Origin of the sequence: Variovorax sp. DXTD-1 (assembly GCF_003984625.1) — a bacterium.
GTDB lineage: Bacteria > Pseudomonadota > Gammaproteobacteria > Burkholderiales > Burkholderiaceae_C > Variovorax.
Window position 1 is genome coordinate 106281 of the sequence record NZ_RWKH01000007.1, and the last position, 23549, is coordinate 129829.

Here is a 23549-nt window from a genome sequence, read left to right on the forward strand (position 1 = left end):
CCATTCTCCACCGCATGCGCGGCGCTCAGAGCCTCGGCGGCACCATCTGTTGCATGGCCGCCACCTGCACTGCGAACGGTGCCGCGCTCACGCGCGTGGGCGAGGGTGTGAGAAGCGAAAGCACCCAGGCGATCACGACGCCGCCGATGATGGCGCAAACCACCACCACCGCCGTGTATGCCAGCGCCTTGTCGGGCGGGCACTTCATGAGCACCGGCAAGCCCACGTAGATCAGGTAGATGCCGTAGAGCGCCGCGAGCGCGCCCAGGATCGACAGCGACGGGATCAGGCTGAACACCCCGCCCAGGAAGCTCGCCGTGCTGGCATAGGCCGACAGCTTGAGCGCGCCGATCTGGCTCTTCGAGCCCTCGAAAGTCGGTGCCAGCGCATCGATGATCAACGCCAGCACAAACACCATGACGAGCGAGAGCACGTAACCGACGACCATGTTCACGAGCCCTGTGACCACGGGCACACGAAAGTTGACGCCGAAGGCGCCGAAGCCGATGACCGACAGGCCGATGAAGCCCGCCACCGCTGGTATCAGCGCGAGGATCATCACGTAGTTCTTGTAGAGCGACGCGGTGTCGGCGGGCTCTGCGTCGATGGCGGGCCAGGTGGTCTTGGGTTTGAGCAGGATGTCCTGCACACGTTGAACCAGGTTCATTTTCTTGTCCTCGGTATGAAGCGGAAACGCGCGAACCGCAGATCGCGCAGCAATTGAAAGTATGTCGATTCCGCCGCCAAATGGCTTCTGGCCAAGAAGCCTATGCCGTTACGCCGGAGGGCGCGATGACGCAAAATCCGCTCATGCCACACCTTGTCTTGCTGCCCGGCCTCGCCTGCGACGAGCGCCTCTGGGAAGCCCAGCTTCCCGTTCTTCCGGCCATGTTCGACGCGCGCGTGAGCGATGCCCACATGCGGCACGACACCATCGAAGACATGGCCGCGGCCGTGCTGCGCGAGAACCCCGGCCCGCTGGTGCTTTGCGGCGCATCAATGGGCGGCATGGTGGCCATGGAAGCCGCACGGCAGGCGCCCGGGCGCATTGCGGGGCTTGCGCTGCTAGGCACCAATGCCCGGCCCGAGGCGCCCGACATGTACGAGCTGCGCGAAAGCGCTATCGAGCTGTTCGAGCGCGGCGAATTGCGCGACGTGATCGAGCCCAACGTCGTGTTCGCGTTTCACCCGGCGCAGGCAGCCGACCAGGCGCTGGTCGAGCGTTATGTCGAAATCGTGCTGGACGCCGGCACGCAGCAGCTCATCAGCCAGAACCGTGCGGTGATGCGGCGCCCCGATGCGCGCACCCACTTGCCTTCGCTCCGTGCGCCGGTGCTGCTGGTGTGCGGCGACACGGACCGGCTGACACCGCCCGATTGCACGCGCGAAATTGCGGCGCTGGTGCCGCATGCGGAAGTGGTGTGGCTGCCGCAGTGCGGCCACATGCTGACCATGGAGAAGCCCGCGCTCGTCAATGCGGCGCTGCTCTCCTGGCTGGCTCAGTGGAGCTGACCGCCGGTTTCGGCAATGTCCTTTTCCACCGCCAGCGCGGTGGCCACCGCAATGCGCAGCGCCTCGACCATGGTGGCCAGCGACATGCTGGGTGAGCCCGGAAAGCGCGCCGCCTGCTCGGGCAGGTAGGGAATATGAATGAACCCGCCGCGCAGCCCCGGCACCGGGTGCGTGGCCATGCGGTGCATCAGGCCGTAGAAGATGTGGTTGCAGACGAACGTGCCAGCGGTGTTCGACACCGACGCGGGCACGCCGGCTGCGCGCAGGTCGCGCACGATGGCCTTGATCGGCAGCGTCGAGAAATACGCCGTGGGCGCGCCGAGCACCACGGGGGTGTCGATCGGCTGCCGGCCTGCGTTGTCGGCAATGCGGCCGTCGTCGATGTTGATGGCCACGCGCTCGGGCGTGATCTCCGCGCGTCCACCGGCTTGGCCGATGCACAGCACCAGCTGCGGCTGCAGGTCGTCCATGGCGCCCGCAAGCGCCTCGATGGCATCGCCGAAAACGCAGGGCATCTGGCGCGCATGCACGGTGGCGCGGCCGCACTTCCAGCCGTCGAGTGCGCGCACAGCCTCCCATGAAGGGTTGAGGGCTTCGCGGTCGAACGGGTCGAAACCGGTCAGCAGGACGTTGGTTCGCTGCACCACGGACTAACAGTGCTCTCAGGCCGTCGCGCGAACCGCGATGCCTTCTTGCTGCAGGCGGTCGCGAATGCGGCGCGCAAACGCCAATGCGTGGGCACCGTCGCCGTGCAGGCACACGGTCTGGGCGTTGACGGGCACGGTGCTGCCGTCGATGGCGGTCACCTTGCGGTCGCGCACCAGCGAGAGCGTCTGGGCAAGCGACTGTTCTTCGTCTTCGATGAGCGCACCGGGCTGGCTGCGCGGCACAAGGCTGCCGTCGGGCATGTAGCCGCGGTCGGCAAATACTTCTTCCACGGGCGTGAGGCCGGCGCGCCGTGCGGCGTCGATCATGCCGCTGCCTGCAAGGCCGAAGAACCTGAGCGACGGATCGAAGCGCCGCACCGCCTCGCACAGCGCGTCGGCAAGCTCGGGCTCCTTCACTGCCTGGTTGTAGAGCTGCCCGTGCGGCTTGACGTGCGAGAGCTTGCCGCCTTCGGCCTTGACGATCGCTGCGAGCGCGCCGACCTGGTAGAGCACATTGGCCACGATCTCGTCAGGCGGCAGGTGCATGGTGCTGCGGCCGAAGTTCTCGCGGTCCGGAAAGCTGGGGTGCGCGCCAATGGCCACGCCGTGTTCGATGGCCCAGCGCACGCACTGCCGCATGGTCTTGGCATCGCCCGCGTGCCAGCCGCAGGCGATGTTGGCCGAGCTCACGAGGCCAAGCAGCGCTTCATCGCTGCCGGCGCCTTCGCCGAGGTCGGCATTCAGGTCGATTTGCATTTGGGTTGATTCCTTGTTCAGGCGGCCGGCACATCGATGCCGCACGCGCCCACTGCTCGCACAGTCTATGCCGGTCTGCTCCAACCCGCAGCCGCCAGCCCTTGCGCCACTTGCGCGAGGTAGCGCTGCTGCTCGGCCCACGCTTCGAGCGCCGCCGCCATGTCGACCTGCACCAGCCGCAGCCGGCCATCGAGCGGCGCCTGCGCAAGCTTCCAGAGGTCGGCGCGAATCACCACGCCGATGCGCGGATAGCCGCCTGTGGTCTGCGCGTCGCCCATCAGGATGATCGGCTGGCCCGAGGGCGGCACCTGGATGGTGCCGGGAATGACGCCCGATGAGAGCATGTCGATGCTGCGCTTGCGCTTGAGTTCAGCGCCCGCGAGCCGGCTTCCCATGCGGTTGCTCTGCGCGGTGATGCGCCAGCGCTCGCTCCAGAGCTGCGCATGCGAGGCCGCGGTGAACTGGTCGAATTCGGGTCCCGGCAGCACGCGCAACTCGATGGCCGAATCGCCCTGCTCCGGTCCCCATTCGGGGCCGCGCAGCCCGAAGGGCCGCCGCGCGAGTTGGGCGGCATCGAGCGACGCCGCGCCCAGCGCGAGCCGGTCGCCCTTGCGCAGTGCCCGCCCCTGGTGGCCGCCAAAGCCGGCCTTCAGATCGGTGCTGCGCGACCCGAGCACCAGCGGCACGTCGATACCGCCTGCCACCGCGAGCCAGCTGCGCAAGCCGGCCTTCTTCGCGCCGGGCGCATTGGCGCCCGCGAGCTTGAGCGTTTGCCCCGCCGCGACAGGCATGCTCCAGCAAGGCCAGACGGGTGCGCCGTCGAGGCATGCGGCGAAATCGTCTCCGGCCAACGCGATGCGCGTGTCGGTTTCGAACCGGATCTCGCAGCCGCCCATGGTGATTTCGAGACCGGCCGCGCCGTCGGCATTGCCGACCAGCCGGTTCGCCAGCGTGAGCGCCAGCACGTCGAGTGCGCCGCCGGGGCAGATGCCGACCTGGCGATGCCCATGGCGCCCCAGGTCTTGCACCGAGGCCAGCATGCCGGGTTTCTGGACCAGCATCATGTCTCGACGCTTTCGACGATGAAGCGCACGCGGTCGCCCGGACGCAGCAAGGTCGGCGGTTCGGCCGTCGGGTCGAAAAGCTCCAGCGAAGTGCGGCCGATCAGTTGCCAGCCGCCCGGCGACACCAGCGGATAAATGCCGGTCTGCTCGCCGCCGATGCCCACCGACCGCGCGGGTACCGCTGTGCGCGGTTCGGCCCTGCGCGGAGTGGCGAGTTCGGGCGGCAGCCCGCCCATGAAGGCGAAGCCCGGCAAAAAGCCGAGCAGGTAGACCACGTATTCGCCGGCGCTGTGACGCCGCACCACTTCGGCCGGCGTCAGCCCGGTGTGCGCCGCGACATCGGCAAGGTCTGGCCCGTGCTCGCCACCATACGCCACTGGAATCTCCACCAGCCGGCCTTCGATGGCGGCTGCTGACAGCCGTGGCCAAGCCTCGTTGACCCGCGCCATCAACGCATCGATATCGATCGCCGTCGGATCGAAAGTCAGCGTGAGATTGTTCATGCCCGGCAGCACCTCGCCCACGCCCGGCCACTGCTGCACCTCGGCACCCAGCGCCCAGATCTGCTGCTGCTGCGCCAGCGTGGCGGGCGGCGCCAGTTCGCAAAGCAAAGCAGCGTCGCCCAGCGGATGCAGGCGGGGGGACGGAAGTTGGCTGCTCATCTCAGCCCTTGCCGTCTATGCGGATGACAGTCTTGCATCTTCGTGGAACACCGCGGAACCGGCTTTGCCGGGCCGCTGGTGTTGCCCCCGGCGAGGGGGTTGGCGAAGCGACACGAAGTGCGCGAAGACTGGGGGAGGACCTATTCACGACCGAGGCTGCGCACCTTGGCGGCCAGATGCGTCTCCACATCGGGCGAAACGAACTTGTGGACCTCGCCGCCGAGCATCGCAATTTCGCGCACGAAGGTGCTCGAGATGAACTGGTATTTGTCGCTGGGCGTGAGGAACACGGTTTCCACATCGGGCATCAGCGAGCGGTTCATGCCCGCCAGCTGGAATTCGTAGTCGAAGTCGGTCACGGCGCGCAGGCCGCGCACCATGGCCTTGCCGCCGCGCGCCACCACGAAGTCGCGCAGCAAGCCCGAAAAGCTCTCGACCGTGACCTGGTCGCTGTACGGCTTCACGGCCTCGCGCGCCATGTTCATGCGTTCCTGCAGGGTGAACAGCGCCTTCTTGTGGTGGCCCGCCGCCACCGCGACGATGACCTTGGGAAAAAGCTGGGTTGCGCGCCGCACCACGTCCTCGTGGCCGAGGGTGATGGGATCGAAAGTGCCGGGATAAACCGCGATCACGTTGCTGGCCATGGTTGCTTCTTCCTCATGCAGCCGGTGCGGCTTGTCCGGCGGATTATGCAGTCCCGTTTGCAACGTGCCGCAGCAGATGTGCATGCACGGCGCCTGCCTTTAAGTAACGAAAACCAACAAGACCGACGGCGGCAAGCTCCTCGTCGGTCCAATGTCGCGGCGCTTCCAGGTAGATGGCACCTCCGGCTTTGACGGCGCGTGCCGCGGCGCGCAGCGAAGGTTCATAGAGGGAGGTGCTGTCGAAAGGCGGGTCGAGAAATACGGCATCCAGGCTGCCCGCAGCGACGCGCTCGAGCGCGGTGAGCCCGTTGCCGCGCTCGATGCGAACGGCCTCGGCCGAAAGCTTGGTTTTCGCGGCCTGCAACTGCGCCACCAGAGCGGCGTCCTGCTCGCACAGCAGCACGCTCGCGGCGCCGCGCGAAGCGGCCTCCAGGCCCAGGGCACCGGTGCCCGCGAATGCGTCGACGCAATGCCAGCCCGGCAATTCGCCGCCGCCCGCCCCCGCGATGCTCGCAAGCCAGTTGAACAGCGTCTCCCGCACGCGGTCGGGCGTGGGACGCAGGCCCGGCTTGTCGGCCACGGAAAGGCGGGTGCGCTTCCACTGGCCTCCGATGATGCGCACCTCGCTCGGCCGCGATTTCGATCGGGAAGACGACGGCGACGATGGGGAGGCGGGGCGCCTGGCGGCTGCGGCTTTCTTCTGGGGCATGCGGCAAGCTTAACGCCGCCGCATGCGGTGCTAGATGCCGAGAAAGGCTCGCCGCGCGAGCAGCGCGGCAAGCACGAGCATCGTGCCGCCGATCAGCGCGTCGAGCATCTGCCAGGCACGGGGACGCGCAAACACCGGCGCCAGCCACCGCGCACCAAAGCCCAGCGCCGAGAACCACAGCGCGCTTGCAAGCGCCGCCCCCGCGACGAACCAGACCTTGAGCACGCCGCCGTACTGGGCGCCGGTGCTGCCCACGAGCAGCACGGTGTCGAGGTAGACATGAGGGTTCAGCAACGTGAAGCCCGCCGCCTGCGCCAGCACGGCGGCGCGGGAGAGCGATGCGCCTTGGGCCGCCGCCTGCAGCGCACCCGGCTGACGCGAACGCCACAGCGCGCGCAACCCATAGACACCGAGGAACAGCGCGCCGAGCCCCGCGAGCGCCGTGGCCACGGCGGGCCGCCCTTGCAGCGCCTGCGCCATGCCGGCCACGCCAGCCGTGATGAGGATCGCGTCGCTCGCTGCGCAGAACAGCACCACGGCGCTCACATGCTCGCGCCGCAGGCCCTGGCGCAGCACATAAGCGTTCTGCGCGCCGATGGCGACGATGAGCACCAGGCTCATGAAGAGCCCGTTGGCGAATGCGGTGGTGATTTGTTCGGTGACCATGGCGCCAGCTTGCCGCCGCCGGCCGATTAATTCAAACTAAACTTCCTAAGCCATATTCAGTTTTTCTAATTCACACCGACCATGCTCGACTACGCCGCCCTGAATGCCCTGGCCGCCGTGGTACGCGAGGGCAGCTTCGAGCGCGCGGCCCGCGCTCTGAACGTCACGCCATCGGCGGTTTCGCAGCGCGTGAAGCTGCTCGAGGAACGCACGGGCGGTGCGCTGCTGGTGCGCGGCCAGCCTTGCGTGGCCACCGAAGCCGGCCAGCAGCTCTGCCGCCACTTCGAACGCGTGGGCATGCTGGAGCACGAATTGCGCGACGCGATGCCCGCGCTCGGCATGGGCGGCAGGAGCGGCAACGAGCGCGAGCGGGTCACGGTGCGCGTGGCGGTGAACGCCGACAGCCTGGCCACCTGGTTCATGGCAGCCGCCGCGGCCTTTGCGAAGCAGGAAGAATCCGCTTTACTCGACCTGACCGTGGATGACCAGGACCATACCGCCGAGCGCCTGCGAAGCGGCGCCGTGCTCGCCGCCGTCACCGCACTGGCACAGCCGGTGGCCGGCTGCAACAGCGAGGCGCTGGGCACCATGCACTACGTGGCGGCCGCGAGCCCGGAGTTCGTGCAGCGTTATTTCGCCAAGGGCATGGGCGCGCGAACGCTCGCAAACGCACCCAGCCTGGTGTTCGACCGCAAGGACCGGCTGCAGGCGCGCTGGGTGCGGCGCATCTGCCATCGCAGCATCGAGACGCCACGCCATTGGCTGCCCTCGGCACATGGTTTCCTTGAAGCGGCGTGCGCCGGCATGGGCTGGGGCATGCTCCCCGTCAGCATGGCGGCCGATGCGATGCGCGCGGGCGCGCTGGTGGAGCTGGTGCCCGGCTCGGCGCTTCAGGTGCCGCTCTACTGGCAGCAGGCGCGCGCCGCGCCGCAACTCCTCGAACGCCTCCGGACGACGGTGCACGCAGCCGCCGGCAGCGGCGCGCACGCCCTGCGCTGAAACGCTGTTTGTTTGCCTACTTGCCGCCGACCACGACCGTCACCATGCGTTCGGGCTGCAGCTTGCGCGCAAAGGCGGCGCGCACCTCGGCCGCGGTAACCGCGTTCATGCGCGCGGTCCAGGTGTCGAGGTAGTCGAGCGGCAGGTCGTGCCACGCGATGTTGGCCACGTTGCCGATGAGCTTGCGGTTGCTATCCATCAGGAGCGGGAAGCCGCCGATCAGGTTGTCCTTGGCGGCCTTGAGCTCGGCGTCGGTCGGGCCTTCGGCCACGAACTTGGCAAGCACTTCGCGGGATATCTTCACCGCCTCTTCGGCCTGGTCGGGCCGCGTCTGAAAGCCGACGCGGAATGCTCCGGCGTCCAGCCCCGGCGAAAACCCGCTGTAAACGCTGTAGGCCAGGCCGCGCTTCTCGCGCACTTCGTTGGTGAGCCGCGAGACGAAGCCGCCGCCGCCCAGCACGTAGTTGCCGAGCGTGAGTGCGAAGTGGTCCGGGTCCTTGCGCGGATAGCCGGGCTGGCCGATGAAGACGTGGGCCTGGGCCGAAGCGAACGGAATGCGCTCGTCCTTCGGCGCCTGGAGCGCAGCCACCGGTGCGATGGCAGGAAGCGGCGTGCAGGCTTCGGGGCCGGGCAGCCGCGAGAGCAGTGCGGTGGCCATGGCTTCCGCCTCGGCGCGGGTCACGGCGCCGACGATGCTGAGCTTGGCGCGGCACGGCACGATGAGCTGCTGGTAGCGTTGCCGCATGGCCGCGGTGTCGATCCGCGCCAGCGTGGCTTCGGTGACTTCCTGCCCGTACGGGTGGCCGCCGTACACGCCCTGCGCAAAGGCACGGCCCGCGATGGTCGCCGGCTTGGTGTTGGCCTCCTTGAGCGACGCCTTGATGCGTTCGCGTTCGCGCTGCCACACATCGTCGGGAAAGGCCGGCTCGCCGAGCTCGCGTGAAGCGAGCGTGACGACCTTGGTCAGCAGCGCCGGGTCGGACAAGGTGCGCAGCGAATAGCTGGCGCGATCGGTGCCGGCGCTGGCATTGAACTCGGCGCCCAGGTCGGCCCAGGCTTCGCCCAGCGCGTTCTCGTCGAGCGCCGGCTCGCCGTTCTTGCCGGCGCGCACGCCCTTCTCGACCATGGTCGCGGTCACGGCGGCCAGGCCGGCCTGCGCCGCCGGGTCGCGCCGGCTGCCGGCGTCGAAATCGATCTGCACGTCGACGATGGGCAACGCCTGGGTCGACACCAGGTAGATCCTGGCGCCGCTCGCGAGTGTCCAGTGTTCGATGGGCAGCGCGGCTTGCGCCGCGCCCGCCAAGGCGGCAACGACGGCGAACAGCGCAGGACGGAGAATTTTTTTCATTGTGGTCATGGAAATCCGGGCCCTTCAGCGCAACTCGCCTGCGGGCGCTGCAAAACCGCGGCCGCGGGGCTTGGCTTCCAGCGGCAAGGGGCGCAAGGTGGCCACCGTGAGCTGGTCGTCTCCAAAATAGTTGGCAGCCACCGCCTGCACCTGGGCCGGTGTCACGGCCTGCAGCTTCGCGATGATGCGGGCGCTGGAGTCGAGCGGAAGCCCCTGCACCCAGTTGCTCCCGAGTTCGCGGGCTTGCGCCATCACGGAATCGCGCTTGTAGGTTTCGCTGGCCACCCATTGCGTCTTGACGCGCGCGAGTTCGGCCTCGCCCACGCCTTCCTTCGCGATGCGCGCCACCTGGGCCCGCAGCGCCGCCTCAACCGCTTCGGGGCTTTTGCCGTTCGCGGGCACACCCACGAGTGTGAACAGCTGCGGTCCCCGGCCGGCCAGGCCCGAGTAGGCGCTGGCGGAATCGGCAACGCGGTCGGGGCCCTGGGTCAGGGCGCGATCGAGCCGCGCGCCGGTGTAGCCGTCGAGCACGGCCGACAGTACTTCGAGCGCCCACACGTCGGTGGCCGCATCATCGATTTTTTCCAGTTGCGGAATGCGGAATGCGAGCGACACATAGGCCTGCTCGGCCGGCGCCTTGAACTCGATACGGCGGATGCCGCGCTGCGCCGGCTCGATGCGCGGCTTGCGCGGGGGCACGGCGCGCGCGGGAATACTGCCGTAATATTTTTCGGCCAGCGCCCGCACCTTGGCCACGTCGACATCGCCGACCACCACCACGGCGGCGTTGGCGGGCACGTACCAGCGCCGGAAGAACTCGCGTGCGTCGTCGGGCGTCATCGCGTCGAGGTCGCTCATCCAGCCGACCACGGGCCGGTGGTAGGGCGAGGCCGTGAAGATCGCCGCGTTCTGCTGTTCGCCGAGCAAGGCGCGCGGCTGGTCTTCGGTGCGCATGCGGCGCTCTTCCTTGACCACTTCGATCTCGCGCTTGAACTCGTCGTCGGACCACTGGTTGTTGGCGAAGCGGTCCGATTCAAGCTTCATGACCTGCTCGAGGCTGGTCACCGGGATCTGCTGGTAGTAGCCGGTGAAGTCGCGCGAGGTGAATGCGTTTTCCTGGCCGCCCAGGGCCGCCACGCGGCGCGAGAACTCGCCCGGCTTGATGGTCCTGGTGCCCTTGAACATCATGTGCTCGAGCACATGGGCCACGCCCGAGGTGCCGTCGACCTCGTCGACGGAGCCCACGCGAACCCAGACCATCTGCACCGCGGTGGGGGCGCGCCGGTCGGGCAGCACCAGCAGCGTCATGCCGTTGGCAAGGGTGAACTGCTGGGGAGCGGGTGCCGCCGCGGCATCGGCGGGCGAAACGGCGGTGGAAGGAGCAGGAGAAGCCGGTGTGGGCTGGGCCTGTGCAGGCATGGCCCACAGCGCCGAAAGCGCCATTGCCAGCACCGCACCAGACGCAGCACGGCGTGGCGAGGGGTGTTTCATAGAATGGGTCGGATTGTAAAAAGCTCCCGATGTTCAGTTTCTTCAAGAAAAAACCACCCGCCGAATCCCCGGCCGCGCCGGCGCCCTCCCCGGCAGCCGAGCCGGTACCGGCACCCGAGCCTGCCCCCGCGCGCTCGGTGTTCTCGCCGTCCACCTGGTTCGGCTCCAAGCCTGCCGTGGAGGAAACGGCGCCTCCACCGGCCGAGCCTGCAGTGCCGCCCTCCGCGGCGCCCGCTCCGCCCCCCCCGCCCCCCGTCGTGGCCCCGGCACCCGCTGCGCCCGTCTTCACACCGGTGGCCCCGGCACCTGCCCCCGCAGAGCCGGCCGTTGCTCCACCCGCCCCACCCGCTCCCGCCCTCATTGCCGATGTGGCGGCCGAACGCAAGGGCTGGCTCAACAAGCTCAAGACCGGCCTGCGCAAGACCGGCACCGGCATCCAGGCGGTGTTCGTCAATGCGCAGATCGACGAGGCGCTGTACGAAGAGCTCGAATCGGCGCTGCTGATGGCCGACACCGGCGTGAAGGCCACCGAATTCCTGCTCGACGACCTGCGCGGCCGCGTCAAGCGCCAGATGGCGACCGACGCCGTGCAGGTGAAGCGGCTGCTGGCCGACGCCATCACCGACCTGCTCCGGCCGCTCGAAAAGCCGCTGGTGATCGGCCAGTTCTCGCCGACGGTGATCATGGTGGCCGGCGTCAACGGCGCGGGCAAGACCACATCCATCGGCAAGCTCACCAAGCACCTGGCCAACGAGGGCGCCTCGGTGCTGCTCGCGGCGGCCGACACCTTCCGGGCGGCGGCGCGCGAGCAGTTGCTGGTCTGGGCCGACCGCAACACGGTCGAGATCGTGAGCCAGGAAGGCGGCGACCCCTCGGCCGTGAGCTTCGACGCGGTCACCGCCGGCAAGGCGCGCGGCAAGGACGTGGTGCTGGTCGACACCGCGGGCCGATTGCCCACGCAATTGCACCTGATGGACGAGCTGAAGAAGATCAAGCGCGTCGTCACCAAGGCCGACGCCACCGCGCCGCACGAGGTGCTGCTGGTGATCGACGGCAACACCGGGCAGAACGCCCTGGCGCAGGTCAGGGCTTTCGACGAGACACTGGGCCTCACCGGCCTGGTGGTGACCAAGCTCGACGGCACGGCCAAGGGCGGCGTGCTCTGCGCCATTGCGCGCGAGCGGCCGATTCCGGTCTACTTCATCGGCGTGGGCGAGAAGCTGGAAGACCTCGAGACCTTCAACGCGCGCGAGTTCGCGCAGGCGCTGCTGGGCTGAGGTGCCGCCAGCAGCGCCCGCCGCCGCTTAGAAGCTGCTTAGAACCCGAACAGCGAGCGGGTATCGCAGAGAAAGCCCGTGCAGTTGGTTGGCCGGATGTAGAGCGTTCGGATCTGGCCGCTCGGCAGCGCGTAGTCGCCCACCAGCGCGTTGCCCTTGGCGCCCTCGGCGTTCGCCTGCACGATGTAGTCCGCGCTGTTGCCCGCGGGCTGCAGGTTCTGGTAGCTGAACGTGGCCGACTGCGTCAGGTCTTTCTCGTAGAGCAGCCTCATGCCATCCGAGAAGACATAGCCCGTCTTGAACCGGAAGCCCCGGGCGCCCTGAGCCTCGAGCTGCGCGAGGAAATCGGCGTCGCTGCCAGGCTGGCCCAGCGCCTCGTAGCCATAGGTTGCACTGCCTTGCGAGTCCTTCTGGTATACCAGCACCGTGGTCCCGCCGACCATGTAGGCGCCGGCGACACTGAAGTAACCGTTGCCGCCCTGGGCGTTGACCTGTGCCAGATAGCCGGCACTGTCGGTAGGCGCCGTCAGCACGGAATAGGCGTAGGTCGACGAGGCGCTGTTGTCCTTGCGATAGAGCGCGCGGATCTGGCCACCGACCATGTACGGCCCGCCCCACTTGAAGCCCCTGGCGCCCTGGGCGCTGAGCTGCGCCTGCAGGTCGCCCACCGAAGCGGTATCGGGCAGCAGTTCGAAGATGTAGGTGGTCTGGGCATCCTTCACGTAAGCCTCGACGACTTCCGTGCTCGTCGGGCCCGTGGTGAAGGCAAGGCCGCTGAAGAAGCGAAAGGCTCTCGCGCCCTGCGCATTCAACCGGTCGAGAAACGCCGATGCGTCGGCGGAGGGGGCCAAGGCCTCGTACATGAAAGTGCGCGTGGCGGGAACCGGAGCCGGAGCGGGCGCCGGTGGCGCCGGGGGCGGTGGCGCAGGAGGAGCGGGAGCCGGTGCGGGCGCCGGTACCACCGGCAGGCCGGCGAAGCCACCGCCGCCGCCATCACCGCCTCCACCGCAGGCCGCCAGAGTCGCGGCGAGTGCCGATATCAATAGTTTTGCTTGCATGAAATCACTCCCTGGGAACATTGATGTGTGAGACCGCGCAAAGGTAAAGCGCGCCCCATCCGCACACCAGTGCCAAAGGTCATGTCGCGCCGGTGGGCGCGAGTTCGCTCAGGGTTCGAATCAGCTTGCCGGCATCGACCGGCTTGAACAGCACCGCCACGCCCGACGCCCGGACGCGCTGCAAGCGTTCGGGTGCGGTTTCGCCGGTGACCAGCAACAGCGGCATGTCGGTGCCTCGGCGCCGGCGAAGGCGCTGGCCGGCGTCCAGCCCGTCATTGCCCTCGGCCAGGCGGTAGTCGCACACCAACAGGTCGAAGGGCCGCGCCTGGTCTTCCGCCCGCGCCAAGGCCTTTTCCGCCTGTGCCTCGTCGGCCACGGCCTCCACCTCAATGGACCAGGAGCGCAGCAGCTCGCCCATGGCCTCCCGGATTTCCGCCTCGTCGTCGACCAGCAGCACGCGTCGGGGCAGCGCCTGCGTTCCTGCGGCGCGCTGCCGCTGAGCCTCGGCGCCCTGCAGGGTGGAAGCCGCCAGAGGCGCGGCGGCGGGCAACACCACACGGAAGTGGGTGCCCCGCCCCGGGCGCGAATGCACCTGCAGCGGATGGTCCAGCAGGCGCGACAGGCGCTGCACGATCGACAGGCCGATACCCAGCCCCTGCGATCGGTCCCGGCCCGGGTTGCCGACCTGGTAGAACTCTTCGAAGATGCGGCCGATCTGCTCGGGCGCGATGCCGACGCCGGTGTCGCGCACTTCGATCCACACGGCGTCGCCGCGCGCCCGCGCCCTCACGGTCACGCCGCCGCTCACCGTGTACTTGAGCGCGTTGTCGATCAGGTTGGAGAGCATGCGGTGCAGCAGTTGCGGATCGCTGCGCACCCACAGTCCGCTTGCCCGCACGCGCAGCTGCAGCTCCTTCTGTTCGGCCTGCGGCGAAAACATGTGGTTGAGCGGCAGGAACAAGGCGTCGAGCTGCACCGCCCGGATCTCCGGCGTGACCACACCCGCGTCGAGCCGCGACACGTCGAGCATGGTGTCGAGCGAGGTGCCCAGCGCGTTCACCGCGCGCATCAGGCGCTCCGCATGGGCCCCTTCGGGACGGCCGCGCAATTCGTTTTCGAGCGCGGCGCCGAACAGCGCAATGGCATGCAGCGGCTGCCGCAGGTCATGGCTGGCGCTGGCGAGGAAGCGGGTCTTTTCTTCGCTGGCGCGCTCGGTGGCGGCGATCTGTTCCTCCAGCCGCACGGCCAGCGCTTCCTTTTCGAAGCGCAGGGCCAGCGAGTCCGCCAGGAGCTGGTGCTCCTGCACGCCCACGCGCAGCATCAGGACGAGATAGATCGCAGCAAAGGCCGCGAGAAAGAGATGAATCGAATCCCCCTGCCATGCCAGCGCGACGATCAGCCCGCCCATCATCGGCAGCGTGTGGCCGAACAGCGCCGCCTTTAGCGGCCGCAGTGACTGCACCGCGCGTGCGCAGTTGCCCATCATCACCACCATCAGCGCGGCGGTGACGGGCAGATTGCCGGCGGGCACGAAGATCCAGGGTGCGAGCGCATCGGCAAACCCGAGCAGCGTCACGATGCGGGTGATCTTGCGGGCCCACCAGGCGCTTTCCGCTGCCGGCACCGACGGGTTCCATCGCGGCGTGAAGTACATGCCCAGGTACAGCGCCAGGTGCAGCACGACGAACGGCAGCACCATGGGATCGCCCAGCTGCAGGTACATGAACCCGCCGAGCACCAGAACGAAAACCAGGCGAGCCAGGAACGTCGCCTTGTAGTTGAAATACACCGACGCCACGTGCTCGCGCAGCACCCGCTGGCTCAGCGGCGTGTCGGCGGCCGTGGGCGACGGGCTCAACGCAGGCTGCTGATCAATTGCGCGCGCGAACGCACGCCGAACAGCAGCAGGATGGTCGATACATGGTTCTTCACCGTGCCTTCGCTCAGGTTTGCTATCTGGGCAATTTGCTTGTTCGCCTTGCCTTCGAGCACCCACTGCAGCACCTGCATCTGGCGCGGGGTGAGTTCCTGCCAGGCGCTGGCGTGGGCCGTTTCGGCGTAGCTGCCGAGCGTCTTCATGACGGGGAGAGGCGCAGTCTGCGCAACGCCCCCATCGAGCAGGCCGCAGGCACGGATAAAGCCCACCACCTCCTTCAGATCCGCCGACTTGGGGAGGAAGGCGCTCGCACCCAGGGCCACCGCGCCTTGGGCCAGGGACGTGTTGCCCGTGCCCGAAAGCACCACGATCCGGGCCGCCGGGTAGCGCAGGCGAAATTCAGCCAAGCCGCTGAGGCCATGGGTGTCGGGCAGCGCCAGATCCAGCAGCACCAGGCCAATCGAGTCCCGATGCTCTTCATAGAGCGCCAGCGCGCGAGCCACATTGCCGGCTTCGAATACCTCGATGCTCGCGCCGGAAGAAGCGGCCTGTGCCTGCACCAGCGCCCGCACGCCGAGCCGCAGCAGATCGTGGTCGTCCACCACCAGGATGGCGGTGGGCGGGCGGGCGGGGACGGGTTCCGCGATCAAAGGCGACGAAGGGGATGAAGATTCGAGCGGAAGAGCCACGCGGCCGATCTTAGCGACGGCCCGAACGCGCAACAGTGCCCTAAGTCATGGCCCACGGTTGAGGTCGCGCGAAGGCATCGCTACTTTTTTCATAGCACTTGCCATCGCTTGGCCGCGGAGGCACCATGCAGGTACATCGCCGTACCGAGCGACGCTTTGGAGACAGAACATCATGCACACCGCCGATGCCCCCACCGCGGCAGGCGACCGCAAGGTCGACCGGCTGCTTGCCCACTATGGCGAGAGCCACCGCCACCCAACCAACGAGCTGATTCACTTCGTCGCGATCCCCGCCATCATGCTGAGCATCGTCGGCCTGCTGTATGCGCTGCATCCCTGGGTGGCGTACGGCTTCGTGGCGGCGAGCCTCGTCTACTACGCCACCCTGCGTTCGCCCACCTTCCTGATCACCATGCTGGCCGGAACGGCCTTGGTGCTGGCGGCAGTTCAGGCCATGGGCACCCTTGTGCTGCCGATTTCGGCCGCCATCTTTGTAGTGGCATGGATCTTCCAGTTCATCGGCCACAAGATAGAAGGCAGGAAACCTTCGTTCTTCGAAGACATCCAATACCTCTGGGTGGGGCCGCTGTTCGTACTCTCGAGGCTGTTTTTGCGCCTGGGTATCCGCTGGTAAGCCCCGAGTCGGACGGCGCCTCGGGCCGCACCGCCCTCGTGCCGACAGCTTTGGCTATCGACCCGATAGAAACTTAGGGGGAACCCTTGGCTTAGCACTCCCTCTAATCGAGTGCTAATATGCCCGATACAAAGGAGTTTCCCCTGATGACCACGCTGTCTGGAGCCTCTGCCAACCAGCTCGCCGTCGCCAATCCATGGTCGATGGTGCCGCCGCTGGGCAACCTGGACGCTTATATTTCGGCCGCCAACCGCCTGCCTATGCTCACGCTCGAAGAAGAGCAGGGCTTCGCACGCCGTTTGCGCGACCACAACGACCTCGAAGCGGCCGGTGCGCTGATCCTCTCGCACCTGCGCCTCGTGGTGTCCATTTCGCGCCAATACCTGGGTTACGGGCTGCCTCACGGCGACCTGATCCAGGAGGGCAACGTCGGCCTCATGAAGGCCGTGAAGCGCTTCGACCCCGACCAGGGCGTGCGGCTGGTGAGCTACGCCATGCACTGGATCAAGGCCGAGATTCACGAGTACATCCTGAAGAACTGGCGCATGGTCAAGGTCGCGACGACCAAGGCCCAGCGCAAGCTGTTCTTCAACCTGCGCTCGATGAAACAGGGCTTCAAGGCCGACTCGGCCGCAGCCGACAACGGCACGCACCGCGACACGCTGAGCCCCGACGAGGTGTCGCAAATGGCGACCCGGCTCAACGTCAAGCCCGAGGAAGTGCTCGAAATGGAAACCCGCCTGTCGGGCGGCGACGTGCTGCTCGATCCGGGTCCGTCGGACGACGGCGATGAAGCCTTCGGCCCGATCGCCTACCTGGCCGACGCCACGCAGGAACCGACCGCCCTGCTCGAATCGCAGCAGCGCGACCGGCTCTCGAGCGACGGCATCGCCACGGCGCTCGAGGCGCTGGACGAACGCAGCCGCCGCATCGTGGAAGAGCGCTGGCTCAAGGTCAACGACGACGGTTCGGGCGGCATGACGCTGCACGACCTGGCGGCGGTGTACGGCGTGAGCGCCGAGCGCATTCGCCAGATCGAAGTCGCGGCGATGAAGAAGATGAAGAAGGCGCTGGCCGACTACGCGTGAGCCTCGCTGGGCTCTTCGCCCAGAAAAAAGCCCGGCGATGCCGGGCTTTTTTCATTCAGTCACGCCTGCTTCGAAAGGGTCCGCAGCGCGCGCTTGGCGATGTACCGGGTTGCCGTCGTGTCCGACTCGTCGGTCCAGCGCGTGCAGAGCCGATCGACCCACTCCGGCTGGGTCTTGCTCGCGTCGTTGAGCCAGTTGGCCACCGAGTTCTGCACATAGCGGCTGGGGTCGGCGCGCAGCGGCTCGATGAGCGGCAGCGCGCGCCAGGGCTCGGCCTTGAGCGCCTCGATCTGCGCGCACCACACGCCGCGCGGTCGCGTGAGCTCGCTGGCAAAGCGGCGGATGTTCGGGTCGGCATCGGCTGCCCAGGGCTGCAGCAGCACCAGCGATTCGTCGAGCGAGCCGATGACGGCTTCGCGCACCGCCATCCAGGCGATTTCGCGCACGCCGAAGTGCGAGTCGGCGGCAAAGCGGCGCACCGCCTGCAGTTGCGCCGCCAGCGGCAACCCGGAAAGCGCCACCCACTGTGCGGCCCAGCAGCGCGCCACGTCGCTGGCGTGCGTGGCCAGCCGGTGCGCGACGGCATCGCGCTCGGCATGCAGTGCCGCCAGGTCGTAGAGCGCACGCGCAATGTGGCCGTGGCGCTGCATCGGCTTGAAGGCACCGAGCATCGCGAGCGTGTCGGCCAGCCGCTCGCTCGCCGGATCCAGGCCGATATGGCCCGCCACGCTGCGCGCCAGCTGCGGCAGCTCCAGCGCCAGAAATTCGTTGAGGTTGACGGTTTCGAGCAACCCGTCGTTCAGTGCGTGCAGCACTTCGGGCGGAATGAGCGCGATGCGGAACGCGCCCTTGCGCGTCTTCAGGTGATCGACCGGGGCGAAGGCAACGGCAGCAGCGTCCATCGGCCGATTCAATGCGTGTTCAGGCCTTGAGCAGCGCCTTCACGTCGGACACCATGGGCGCCACGCCGGTGCCGTAGCGTGCGTAGAGGCGCACGCGGCCTTCGGTGTCGTAGACGAAGCTGGCCGCCGAATGGTCCATCGAGTAGCTGGTCGGGGTCTTGCCCTCGACCTTCTTGTAGTAGACCTTGAAGTCCTTGGCGACCGCGGCGAGCTGCTCGGGCGTGGGAATCAACGCGACGAAGGCCGGGTCGAAGGCGCCCATGTAGGCCTTGAGCACTTCGGGCGTGTCGCGCGCCGGATCGACCGTGACAAACACCACCTGCAGCTTGTCGCCGTCGCTGCCGAGCTGCTGCTTGACCTGGGCCATTTCGGTCATGGTGGTCGGGCACACATCGGGGCACTGCGCGTAGCCGAAGAACAGCACCACCACCTTGCCCTTGAAGTCGGCCATGGTGCGGACCTTGCCGTCGGCGTCTTTCAGCGAGAAGTCCTTGGCGTAATCAGCGCCGGTGATGTCCACCGCGTTGAAGCTCGGCTTGGGTTCGCTGCAGCCCGAAAGCCCCAGGCCGAGGGTGGCGGCAGCACCCGCCCACCCTGCACTGCCGATGATCAACTTGAGAGCATTTCGCTTGTTCATGGATACGGACATTTCGATCAGCGGAGATAGTGGTCGACGAGCAATGCCGCGAACAGCACGCTCAGGTGAATGAGCGAAAACCGGAAGGTCTTGCGCGCCAGCGCGTCGGAGTAATTGCGCCAGAGCGCAAAGGCATAGCCCGTGAAGCCGATGCTCACGCCCACCGCCACGGCCAGGTAGAGCCAGCCGCTCATGCCGTAGATGAAAGGCATGAGGCAGGCCGCGAACAATATGAAGGTATACAGCAGCACCTGCAGCCGCGTGAACTCGTTGCCGTGCGTCACGGGCAGCATCGGCAAGCCGGCCTTGCGGTAGTCCTCGACACGGTAGAGCGCCAGCGCCCAGAAGTGCGGCGGCGTCCACAGGAAGATGATGAGGAACAGGATGAGCGCCTCGGGGCCGACCTCGCCCGTCATGGCGGCCCAGCCCAGCACCGGCGGCATCGCGCCCGAGGCGCCGCCGATCACGATGTTCTGCGGCGTCAGCGGCTTGAGGATCACGGTGTAGATGACCGCATAGCCGACGAAGGTGGCAAAGGTCAGCCACATGGTGAGCGGGTTGACCTTGAACCACAGCAGCGCCGAGCCCGCCACGCACAGCAGCGCGGAGAACACCAGGGCCTGCAGGTCGCTGAGCTGCCCGCGCGCGGTGGGCCGCCACGCGGTGCGCTTCATCTTGGCGTCGATGCCCTTCTCGACCAGGCAGTTGAACGCCGCCGCAGCACCCGCAACCAGCCAGATGCCGACGCAAGCCAGCAGTGCGCGCTGCACGTCGGGCCATGTCGGGGCACCGGGTACGGCCAGCACCATGCCGATGAGGGCGCAGAAAACGATCAGCTGCACCACGCGCGGCTTGGTCAGCGCATAGAACTGGCGCAGCACGTTGGCGGTGCTCGCCTGCTCCACGGAAATCGGCGTACTCACGCGGTAGCCCTCCTCTGGTTTTCTTGCAGGGCGCCGGGCGCCTTGTCTTTGTTGTGTACGGTTGCGGCCGCGGTCCCGCGGCGGCTTTCGCAGATTGCCCAGGTCAGCACGACGGCCAGCGCCGCGGCGCCGCCGGTGTGCAGCACGGCGGCCGCGAGCGGCCAGCCGAGCAGCACGTTGCCCAGGCCGGTTGCAAGCTGCAGCAGGGCCAGGCCCGCCAACCATCCGGCCTGCGGCCGCAGCGGCTCGATGCGGCGCAAGCGCCACGCGAGCACACCCAGCGCCGCAAACACCGCGTAGGCCATCAGCCGGTGCGCATAGTGAATGGCCGTGAGCGCCGAGAAATCGAGCGGCGCGCCGCTGCCTGTCACGCCCAGGTGGCGCCAGATTTCGAAGCCCTGCGCAAAGTTCATCGGCGGCCACCAGCTGCCCTGGCAGGTCGGAAACTGGGTACACGCCAGCACGGCGTAATTGGTGCTGACCCAGCCGCCGAGCGCAATCTGCAGCAGAAGCAATGCAGAAGTGGCAAGCAACCCGTTGCGCAATGCGGGCGATACGGCAGTGGGTAGCCGGTCCGCGGCGGCCTGCCGGTAGCGCACGGCCTGGATGCACAGCAGCACCAGCAGCACCACGGCGCCCAGCAGGTGAAGCGTGACGATCGCCGGAAAGAGCTTCCAGGTCACGGTGAGCGCGCCGAATGCGCCCTGCAGGCAGACCCAGACCAGCGTCACCGCCGGCCACCACGCGCTGAGCGTGGCGTGTTCGCCCTCCGCCTGCACGGGCAGGCGGCGCTGGCGGCGCCGCACGATCCAGGTGCCCCCCGCGAGCACGAGGATGAGCACGCCCACTCCGGTGGCCAGATAGCGGTGGACCATCTCGACCCATGCCTTGCTGTGCGTCACCGGGCCGGTCGGCTGGGCCGACTGCGCCATTGCAATTTCGTGGCGCGCGCCGACCGGGCTCGCGTTGCCGTAGCAGCCGGGCCAATCAGGGCAGCCCAGGCCCGAATCGGTGAGCCGAGTGAAGGCGCCGAAGAGCGTGAGGTCGAAAGTGAGAAACAGCGTGAGCACGGTGAGCGCGTGCAGCCGGCGCGCCGGACCGGCGCCGGCATTGCGGCGCCACACCCACGCCAGCGGGCCGAGCGCGATCAGCACGCCGGCCGCCATCAGCCAGGCGATCGGTGTGAGGTCGTAGAGCGAGCCGGTGTCCATGCGGTGTCAGCGGCCGGGTTCGTCCCAGGAGGCGGAAGCGCGCAGCAGGCGGTCGAGATCGCGCTTGGCGCGGCTGGCACCCTTGGCATCCATGCCGGCCGGAAAACGCATCATCCAGTTGCCCATGGGATCGACCACGTACAGGTGCTCGGCCAGGGAATGGCCTTGAACGGGCGCAAACCACTGGGCAAGCTGCTCGGCCGGCACGCGCAGCACGGTGGCGCCGCGCAGGCCGTTCTCCAGGCGCGCGGGCACGGGGGCCGCGTCGCTCACGAGCCAGACGCGGTCGAGCCGGTCTTTTTCGCGGCCCAGGCTTTCGCGCAGCTGGCGCTGCAGGTAGAGCTGCTGTTCGCAGAGCGCATTGCAGGCCGCATCGGCCACCGCAACCAGCAGCCACTGACCCTTGAGCGTGGCAACGTCGACCGGCGCGCCGTTGCGGTCGGTGGCGGTGAGCGCCGGCAGCACGCGCTGCGGATCGATGAGCTCGCCATAGACGCTGCGGCCTTCGGGCCGGATCACGTAGTAGGTGAAGTAGGACGCGATGACGGGCGCGGCGCACATCAGCATCACGGCAATCATCTTCCAGCGCCCGACGACCGTGCGGCGGCCCTCGGCGCCGTCGAGTGCCTGGTTGGGCGACGGCATCGAGTGCACCGTCAGGCCCAGGGGTTCGTCAGAGGCTGCTTGCATCGTGTGTGCGGCGCCTGGAGCGGCGGAAGGGGGCAATGAATTGGAACCAGACATAGAGGATGACCACGAGGGCTGAGAGCCCGAACCACTGGAATGCATAGCCGTAGTGCTTCTCCAGACCCAGTGCGGGGGCCGGCCAGTCGCGCTGCAACCCCTCGGAAGCGGGGCCGACCTGCTGCAGCGACACGTCGGTGCGCAGCGGCAGCTTGGTTTCGGCGCGGAACGATTCCAGGTCGAGATTCTGCCGGATGGGCGAAGACCCCTCGCCTTCCGGTGCCGAGGCGGCGGCGGCCGGTTTGCCGAGTTCGAACAAGTGGCCGGGCGGCGGCTCGATCAGCCCGGTGACTTCGACGATGCCGACCGGCGTCTCGACCGCGCCCAATTGCTTGCGGTCATTGAAATTGCGCTGCACCCAGCCTCGCTGCACCATCACGGCCTGGTCGCTGCCTTCGAGGGCGAACGGGGTCAGCACATAGAAACCGGGCACGCCGTGCATCTGCCGGTTGTCCAGGTAGACCGTCTGCGGCGTCAGCCAGAGGCCGCGCAGCCGCACGGGCCGATGCAACTCGCCGGCGGGTGCCTCCAGCGCGAGAAATTCGGCCTGGTCGAGCGGCGGCTTCTGCTTCTGGGCTTCGATCTCGGCCTGCAGCGCCTCCTTCTGCGCGGCGCGCGAAAGCTGCCAGCGGCCCAGGGAGACCGTGGCGGCCAAGGTCAGCACCGCGGCCAGCGTGACCAGCACGAAGCGGCCTCGCCTCGGCGCCCTGGCGGCGGGTCGAAGGGGTTCCGGCGTCACTGGAAGGGATGAGGCGCGCGGCCGATAATCGGGGTCATGAAATACTTCGTCGCCCTGGCTTTCCTGGGCATCTTCGCGAGCCTTGCCTTTGCGCTCTTCTACATGCTGAAAGACGGGCGCAACGGGCGCGCCAAAAGCGGCGGCATGGCGCGCGCGCTCACCTTTCGGATCGGCATCTCCGTGGTTTTGTTCCTCTGCATGCTGCTCGCCTGGAAACTCGGGTACATCCGGCCCACCGGGCTCCCGCTCGGCAAGTAGATGGTGCTCGTTCCACGAGAACCATGAAAAAGGCGCCTTCCGGCGCCTTTTTGTTTGTATGCCGCGGGTTTCGCTCAAAGCCAGTAGACCAGCACGTAAAGGCCAAGCCACACCACGTCGACAAAGTGCCAATACCAGGCCGCGCCTTCGAAGCCGAAATGGCGCTCCGGCGTGAAGTGGCCCTTTTGCAGGCGCAGCGTAATGAACAGCAGCATCAGCATGCCGATGAACACGTGCAGGCCGTGGAAGCCGGTCAGCATGAAGAAGGTCGAACCGTAGGCACCCGAACTGAGCTTGAGGTTCAGGTCGGTGTACAGGTGGAAGTATTCATAGCCCTGGACACCCAGGAAGACCACGCCGAGCAGCACCGTGAGCCACATGAAGCGGATGCACTGGGCGCGATGGTCGGCGCGCAGCGCATGGTGCGCAATGGTGAGCGTGACGCCCGAGCTCAGCAGGAGCGCGGTGTTGATCGTGGGCAGCCAGAACGGGCCGACGGTCTGGAAGGGCTCGACGATGTCGGCCGGCGAACCGGTTGCACCAGCGGCAATGCTGGGCCACACGGCCTTGAAGTCGGGCCAGAGCAGCGCGTTGTCCAGGCTGCCGAGCGCCGGCAGCGCGTGGGTGCGGGCCCACCACAGCGCGGTGAAGAAAGCGCCGAAGAACATCACTTCGGAGAAGATGAACCAGCTCATGCTCCAGCGGTACGAGAGATCGATCTTGTGGCCGTACTGGCCGCTTTCGCTCTCGCCGATGGCGGCGCGGAACCACACGAACAACGTGGCAAGCCACACGACCATGCCGAGCAGCAGCGACCACGCGCCCCACTGGTGGCCGTTGATCCACTGGCCGGCGCCAAGAATCACGAAGAACAGGCCGATCGAGGCCATGACCGGGTAGGCCGATGGCCCGGGCACAAAGTAGTAGGGCGTGGTGCCGTGGGTGGTTGAACTCATATCAGCTCCTGGCTTTCTTTCTTCTCTCGATTCAATTCGATGGGGTCTGGATGTCGTGG

The 23549-nt window shown here is 67.6% G+C and carries 26 protein-coding genes; 6 read left to right on the top strand and 20 right to left on the bottom strand.

Going from position 1 to position 23549, the window contains the following annotated elements:
- Positions 1 to 25 precede the first annotated feature (25 nt).
- On the bottom strand, positions 26 to 667 hold the full coding sequence (locus EJI00_RS08640; protein WP_126747046.1) for a Yip1 family protein: 642 nt from the start codon (positions 665 to 667) through the stop codon (positions 26 to 28).
- Positions 668 to 810: 143 nt separating this feature from the next.
- On the opposite strand from EJI00_RS08640, the gene EJI00_RS08645 reads away from it, so the two are divergent.
- Entirely contained in the window at positions 811 to 1512 is a 702-nt protein-coding gene (locus tag EJI00_RS08645; protein ID WP_409514011.1) for an alpha/beta fold hydrolase, read from the top strand.
- Here the strand turns inward: EJI00_RS08645 and pcp are convergent.
- From pcp to EJI00_RS08685, 7 genes are all read right to left on the bottom strand, one after another.
- Positions 1500 to 2159 (bottom strand): pyroglutamyl-peptidase I, encoded by a 660-nt coding sequence (gene pcp / locus EJI00_RS08650; RefSeq protein ID WP_126747048.1) that lies wholly within the window; start codon positions 2157 to 2159, stop codon positions 1500 to 1502. The two genes, EJI00_RS08645 and pcp, sit on opposite strands and share 13 nt — an antisense overlap.
- Before the next feature lie 15 nt (positions 2160 to 2174).
- Positions 2175 to 2915, bottom strand: a complete 741-nt coding sequence (pxpA, locus tag EJI00_RS08655) for a 5-oxoprolinase subunit PxpA (protein ID WP_126747049.1) — start codon at positions 2913 to 2915, stop codon at positions 2175 to 2177.
- A gap of 65 nt (positions 2916 to 2980) precedes the next feature.
- Entirely contained in the window at positions 2981 to 3979 is a 999-nt protein-coding gene (locus tag EJI00_RS08660) for a biotin-dependent carboxyltransferase family protein (RefSeq protein WP_126747050.1), read from the bottom strand.
- A complete protein-coding gene (pxpB, locus tag EJI00_RS08665) occupies positions 3976 to 4641 on the bottom strand; it encodes a 5-oxoprolinase subunit PxpB (protein WP_126747051.1) in 666 nt (221 codons plus the stop codon). Before pxpB ends, EJI00_RS08660 begins: the two co-directional genes overlap by 4 nt.
- A gap of 140 nt (positions 4642 to 4781) precedes the next feature.
- Entirely contained in the window at positions 4782 to 5285 is a 504-nt protein-coding gene (coaD, locus tag EJI00_RS08675; RefSeq protein ID WP_126747052.1) for a pantetheine-phosphate adenylyltransferase, read from the bottom strand.
- A 43-nt stretch (positions 5286 to 5328) separates the two neighbouring features.
- Positions 5329 to 5994, bottom strand: coding sequence for an RsmD family RNA methyltransferase (locus EJI00_RS08680; protein WP_126747053.1), 666 nt, complete (start codon positions 5992 to 5994; stop codon positions 5329 to 5331).
- Positions 5995 to 6024: 30 nt separating this feature from the next.
- On the bottom strand, positions 6025 to 6660 hold the full coding sequence (locus EJI00_RS08685; protein WP_126747054.1) for a LysE/ArgO family amino acid transporter: 636 nt from the start codon (positions 6658 to 6660) through the stop codon (positions 6025 to 6027).
- Between the two features lie 81 nt (positions 6661 to 6741).
- On the opposite strand from EJI00_RS08685, the gene EJI00_RS08690 reads away from it, so the two are divergent.
- Positions 6742 to 7659 (top strand): LysR family transcriptional regulator ArgP, encoded by a 918-nt coding sequence (locus tag EJI00_RS08690; protein WP_126747055.1) that lies wholly within the window; start codon positions 6742 to 6744, stop codon positions 7657 to 7659.
- A 16-nt stretch (positions 7660 to 7675) separates the two neighbouring features.
- Here the strand turns inward: EJI00_RS08690 and EJI00_RS08695 are convergent, their stop codons facing one another.
- Together EJI00_RS08695 and EJI00_RS08700 are read right to left on the bottom strand one after the other, a co-directional pair.
- Positions 7676 to 9016, bottom strand: coding sequence for a M16 family metallopeptidase (locus tag EJI00_RS08695; protein WP_126747056.1), 1341 nt, complete (start codon positions 9014 to 9016; stop codon positions 7676 to 7678).
- 15 nt (positions 9017 to 9031) lie between these two features.
- Positions 9032 to 10498, bottom strand: a complete 1467-nt coding sequence (locus tag EJI00_RS08700) for a M16 family metallopeptidase (RefSeq protein ID WP_409514012.1) — start codon at positions 10496 to 10498, stop codon at positions 9032 to 9034.
- Between the two features lie 29 nt (positions 10499 to 10527).
- On the opposite strand from EJI00_RS08700, the gene ftsY reads away from it, so the two are divergent.
- Complete coding sequence (ftsY, locus tag EJI00_RS08705) at positions 10528 to 11775, top strand: signal recognition particle-docking protein FtsY (RefSeq protein ID WP_126747057.1); 1248 nt, start codon at positions 10528 to 10530, stop codon at positions 11773 to 11775.
- Positions 11776 to 11813: 38 nt separating this feature from the next.
- Here the strand turns inward: ftsY and EJI00_RS08710 are convergent, their stop codons facing one another.
- The 3 genes from EJI00_RS08710 to EJI00_RS08725 form a co-directional block, all read right to left on the bottom strand.
- Complete coding sequence (locus EJI00_RS08710) at positions 11814 to 12833, bottom strand: hypothetical protein (protein WP_185868091.1); 1020 nt, start codon at positions 12831 to 12833, stop codon at positions 11814 to 11816.
- A 79-nt stretch (positions 12834 to 12912) separates the two neighbouring features.
- The gene (locus EJI00_RS08720) at positions 12913 to 14691 is read right to left on the bottom strand and encodes a hybrid sensor histidine kinase/response regulator (RefSeq protein ID WP_260590574.1); all 1779 of its coding nucleotides are present in this window, start codon (positions 14689 to 14691) and stop codon (positions 12913 to 12915) included.
- A complete protein-coding gene (locus EJI00_RS08725; RefSeq protein ID WP_126747060.1) occupies positions 14688 to 15398 on the bottom strand; it encodes a response regulator transcription factor in 711 nt (236 codons plus the stop codon). The genes EJI00_RS08720 and EJI00_RS08725 overlap by 4 nt, the downstream gene beginning before the upstream one ends.
- A 169-nt stretch (positions 15399 to 15567) precedes the next feature.
- Here EJI00_RS08725 and EJI00_RS08730 point away from each other — a divergent pair, with 169 nt between their 5' ends.
- Positions 15568 to 16032, top strand: a complete 465-nt coding sequence (locus tag EJI00_RS08730; RefSeq protein ID WP_126747162.1) for a DUF962 domain-containing protein — start codon at positions 15568 to 15570, stop codon at positions 16030 to 16032.
- A gap of 146 nt (positions 16033 to 16178) precedes the next feature.
- Positions 16179 to 17120, top strand: coding sequence for an RNA polymerase sigma factor RpoH (gene rpoH, locus EJI00_RS08735; protein ID WP_018906715.1), 942 nt, complete (start codon positions 16179 to 16181; stop codon positions 17118 to 17120).
- A gap of 59 nt (positions 17121 to 17179) precedes the next feature.
- Here the strand turns inward: rpoH and EJI00_RS08740 are convergent, their stop codons facing one another.
- Genes EJI00_RS08740 through EJI00_RS08765 form a run of 6 tightly spaced genes read right to left on the bottom strand, consistent with a single transcriptional unit; the run spans position 17180 to position 22276 of the window.
- A complete protein-coding gene (locus tag EJI00_RS08740; protein WP_126747061.1) occupies positions 17180 to 18022 on the bottom strand; it encodes a DNA alkylation repair protein in 843 nt (280 codons plus the stop codon).
- A gap of 19 nt (positions 18023 to 18041) precedes the next feature.
- Positions 18042 to 18659, bottom strand: coding sequence for an SCO family protein (locus EJI00_RS08745; RefSeq protein ID WP_185868092.1), 618 nt, complete (start codon positions 18657 to 18659; stop codon positions 18042 to 18044).
- Between the two features lie 17 nt (positions 18660 to 18676).
- A complete protein-coding gene (gene cyoE, locus EJI00_RS08750; protein WP_126747063.1) occupies positions 18677 to 19582 on the bottom strand; it encodes a heme o synthase in 906 nt (301 codons plus the stop codon).
- The gene (locus tag EJI00_RS08755) at positions 19579 to 20793 is read right to left on the bottom strand and encodes a COX15/CtaA family protein (protein ID WP_126747064.1); all 1215 of its coding nucleotides are present in this window, start codon (positions 20791 to 20793) and stop codon (positions 19579 to 19581) included. Before EJI00_RS08755 ends, cyoE begins: the two co-directional genes overlap by 4 nt.
- A 6-nt stretch (positions 20794 to 20799) precedes the next feature.
- Complete coding sequence (locus EJI00_RS08760) at positions 20800 to 21483, bottom strand: SCO family protein (protein WP_126747065.1); 684 nt, start codon at positions 21481 to 21483, stop codon at positions 20800 to 20802.
- Positions 21467 to 22276: an SURF1 family protein gene (locus EJI00_RS08765; RefSeq protein WP_126747066.1), complete on the bottom strand. Its 810-nt coding sequence runs from the start codon at positions 22274 to 22276 to the stop codon at positions 21467 to 21469. Before EJI00_RS08765 ends, EJI00_RS08760 begins: the two co-directional genes overlap by 17 nt.
- Positions 22277 to 22312: 36 nt before the next feature.
- Between EJI00_RS08765 and EJI00_RS08770 the strand changes: the two genes are divergently transcribed.
- Positions 22313 to 22534 carry a twin transmembrane helix small protein gene (locus tag EJI00_RS08770; protein WP_185868093.1) on the top strand — a complete coding sequence of 74 codons (222 nt, stop codon included), beginning with the start codon at positions 22313 to 22315 and terminating at the stop codon, positions 22532 to 22534.
- A gap of 74 nt (positions 22535 to 22608) precedes the next feature.
- On the opposite strand, the gene EJI00_RS08775 is transcribed toward EJI00_RS08770, so the two are convergent.
- Positions 22609 to 23490 carry a cytochrome c oxidase subunit 3 gene (locus tag EJI00_RS08775; RefSeq protein ID WP_126747068.1) on the bottom strand — a complete coding sequence of 294 codons (882 nt, stop codon included), beginning with the start codon at positions 23488 to 23490 and terminating at the stop codon, positions 22609 to 22611.
- Positions 23491 to 23549: the final 59 nt, after the last annotated feature.

What these genes read in the sequence shown, in the direction of transcription:
- EJI00_RS08770 (WP_185868093.1), top strand. Translation starts at nt 22,313, where the DNA reads ATGAAATACTTCGTCGCCCTGGCTTTCCTGGGCATCTTCGCGAGCCTT.
- pxpA (WP_126747049.1), bottom strand. Translation starts at nt 2,915, where the DNA reads ATGCAAATCGACCTGAATGCCGACCTCGGCGAAGGCGCCGGCAGCGAT.
- EJI00_RS08700 (WP_409514012.1), bottom strand. Translation starts at nt 10,498, where the DNA reads ATGAAACACCCCTCGCCACGCCGTGCTGCGTCTGGTGCGGTGCTGGCA.
- EJI00_RS08710 (WP_185868091.1), bottom strand. Translation starts at nt 12,833, where the DNA reads ATGCAAGCAAAACTATTGATATCGGCACTCGCCGCGACTCTGGCGGCC.
- EJI00_RS08745 (WP_185868092.1), bottom strand. Translation starts at nt 18,659, where the DNA reads ATGAACAAGCGAAATGCTCTCAAGTTGATCATCGGCAGTGCAGGGTGG.
- coaD (WP_126747052.1), bottom strand. Translation starts at nt 5,285, where the DNA reads ATGGCCAGCAACGTGATCGCGGTTTATCCCGGCACTTTCGATCCCATC.
- EJI00_RS08690 (WP_126747055.1), top strand. Translation starts at nt 6,742, where the DNA reads ATGCTCGACTACGCCGCCCTGAATGCCCTGGCCGCCGTGGTACGCGAG.
- EJI00_RS08695 (WP_126747056.1), bottom strand. Translation starts at nt 9,016, where the DNA reads ATGACCACAATGAAAAAAATTCTCCGTCCTGCGCTGTTCGCCGTCGTT.
- EJI00_RS08680 (WP_126747053.1), bottom strand. Translation starts at nt 5,994, where the DNA reads ATGCCCCAGAAGAAAGCCGCAGCCGCCAGGCGCCCCGCCTCCCCATCG.
- rpoH (WP_018906715.1), top strand. Translation starts at nt 16,179, where the DNA reads ATGACCACGCTGTCTGGAGCCTCTGCCAACCAGCTCGCCGTCGCCAAT.
- EJI00_RS08660 (WP_126747050.1), bottom strand. Translation starts at nt 3,979, where the DNA reads ATGATGCTGGTCCAGAAACCCGGCATGCTGGCCTCGGTGCAAGACCTG.
- EJI00_RS08755 (WP_126747064.1), bottom strand. Translation starts at nt 20,793, where the DNA reads ATGGACACCGGCTCGCTCTACGACCTCACACCGATCGCCTGGCTGATG.
- EJI00_RS08645 (WP_409514011.1), top strand. Translation starts at nt 811, where the DNA reads ATGCCACACCTTGTCTTGCTGCCCGGCCTCGCCTGCGACGAGCGCCTC.
- EJI00_RS08775 (WP_126747068.1), bottom strand. Translation starts at nt 23,490, where the DNA reads ATGAGTTCAACCACCCACGGCACCACGCCCTACTACTTTGTGCCCGGG.
- EJI00_RS08740 (WP_126747061.1), bottom strand. Translation starts at nt 18,022, where the DNA reads ATGGACGCTGCTGCCGTTGCCTTCGCCCCGGTCGATCACCTGAAGACG.
- EJI00_RS08760 (WP_126747065.1), bottom strand. Translation starts at nt 21,483, where the DNA reads ATGCAAGCAGCCTCTGACGAACCCCTGGGCCTGACGGTGCACTCGATG.
- ftsY (WP_126747057.1), top strand. Translation starts at nt 10,528, where the DNA reads ATGTTCAGTTTCTTCAAGAAAAAACCACCCGCCGAATCCCCGGCCGCG.
- EJI00_RS08640 (WP_126747046.1), bottom strand. Translation starts at nt 667, where the DNA reads ATGAACCTGGTTCAACGTGTGCAGGACATCCTGCTCAAACCCAAGACC.
- EJI00_RS08685 (WP_126747054.1), bottom strand. Translation starts at nt 6,660, where the DNA reads ATGGTCACCGAACAAATCACCACCGCATTCGCCAACGGGCTCTTCATG.
- pxpB (WP_126747051.1), bottom strand. Translation starts at nt 4,641, where the DNA reads ATGAGCAGCCAACTTCCGTCCCCCCGCCTGCATCCGCTGGGCGACGCT.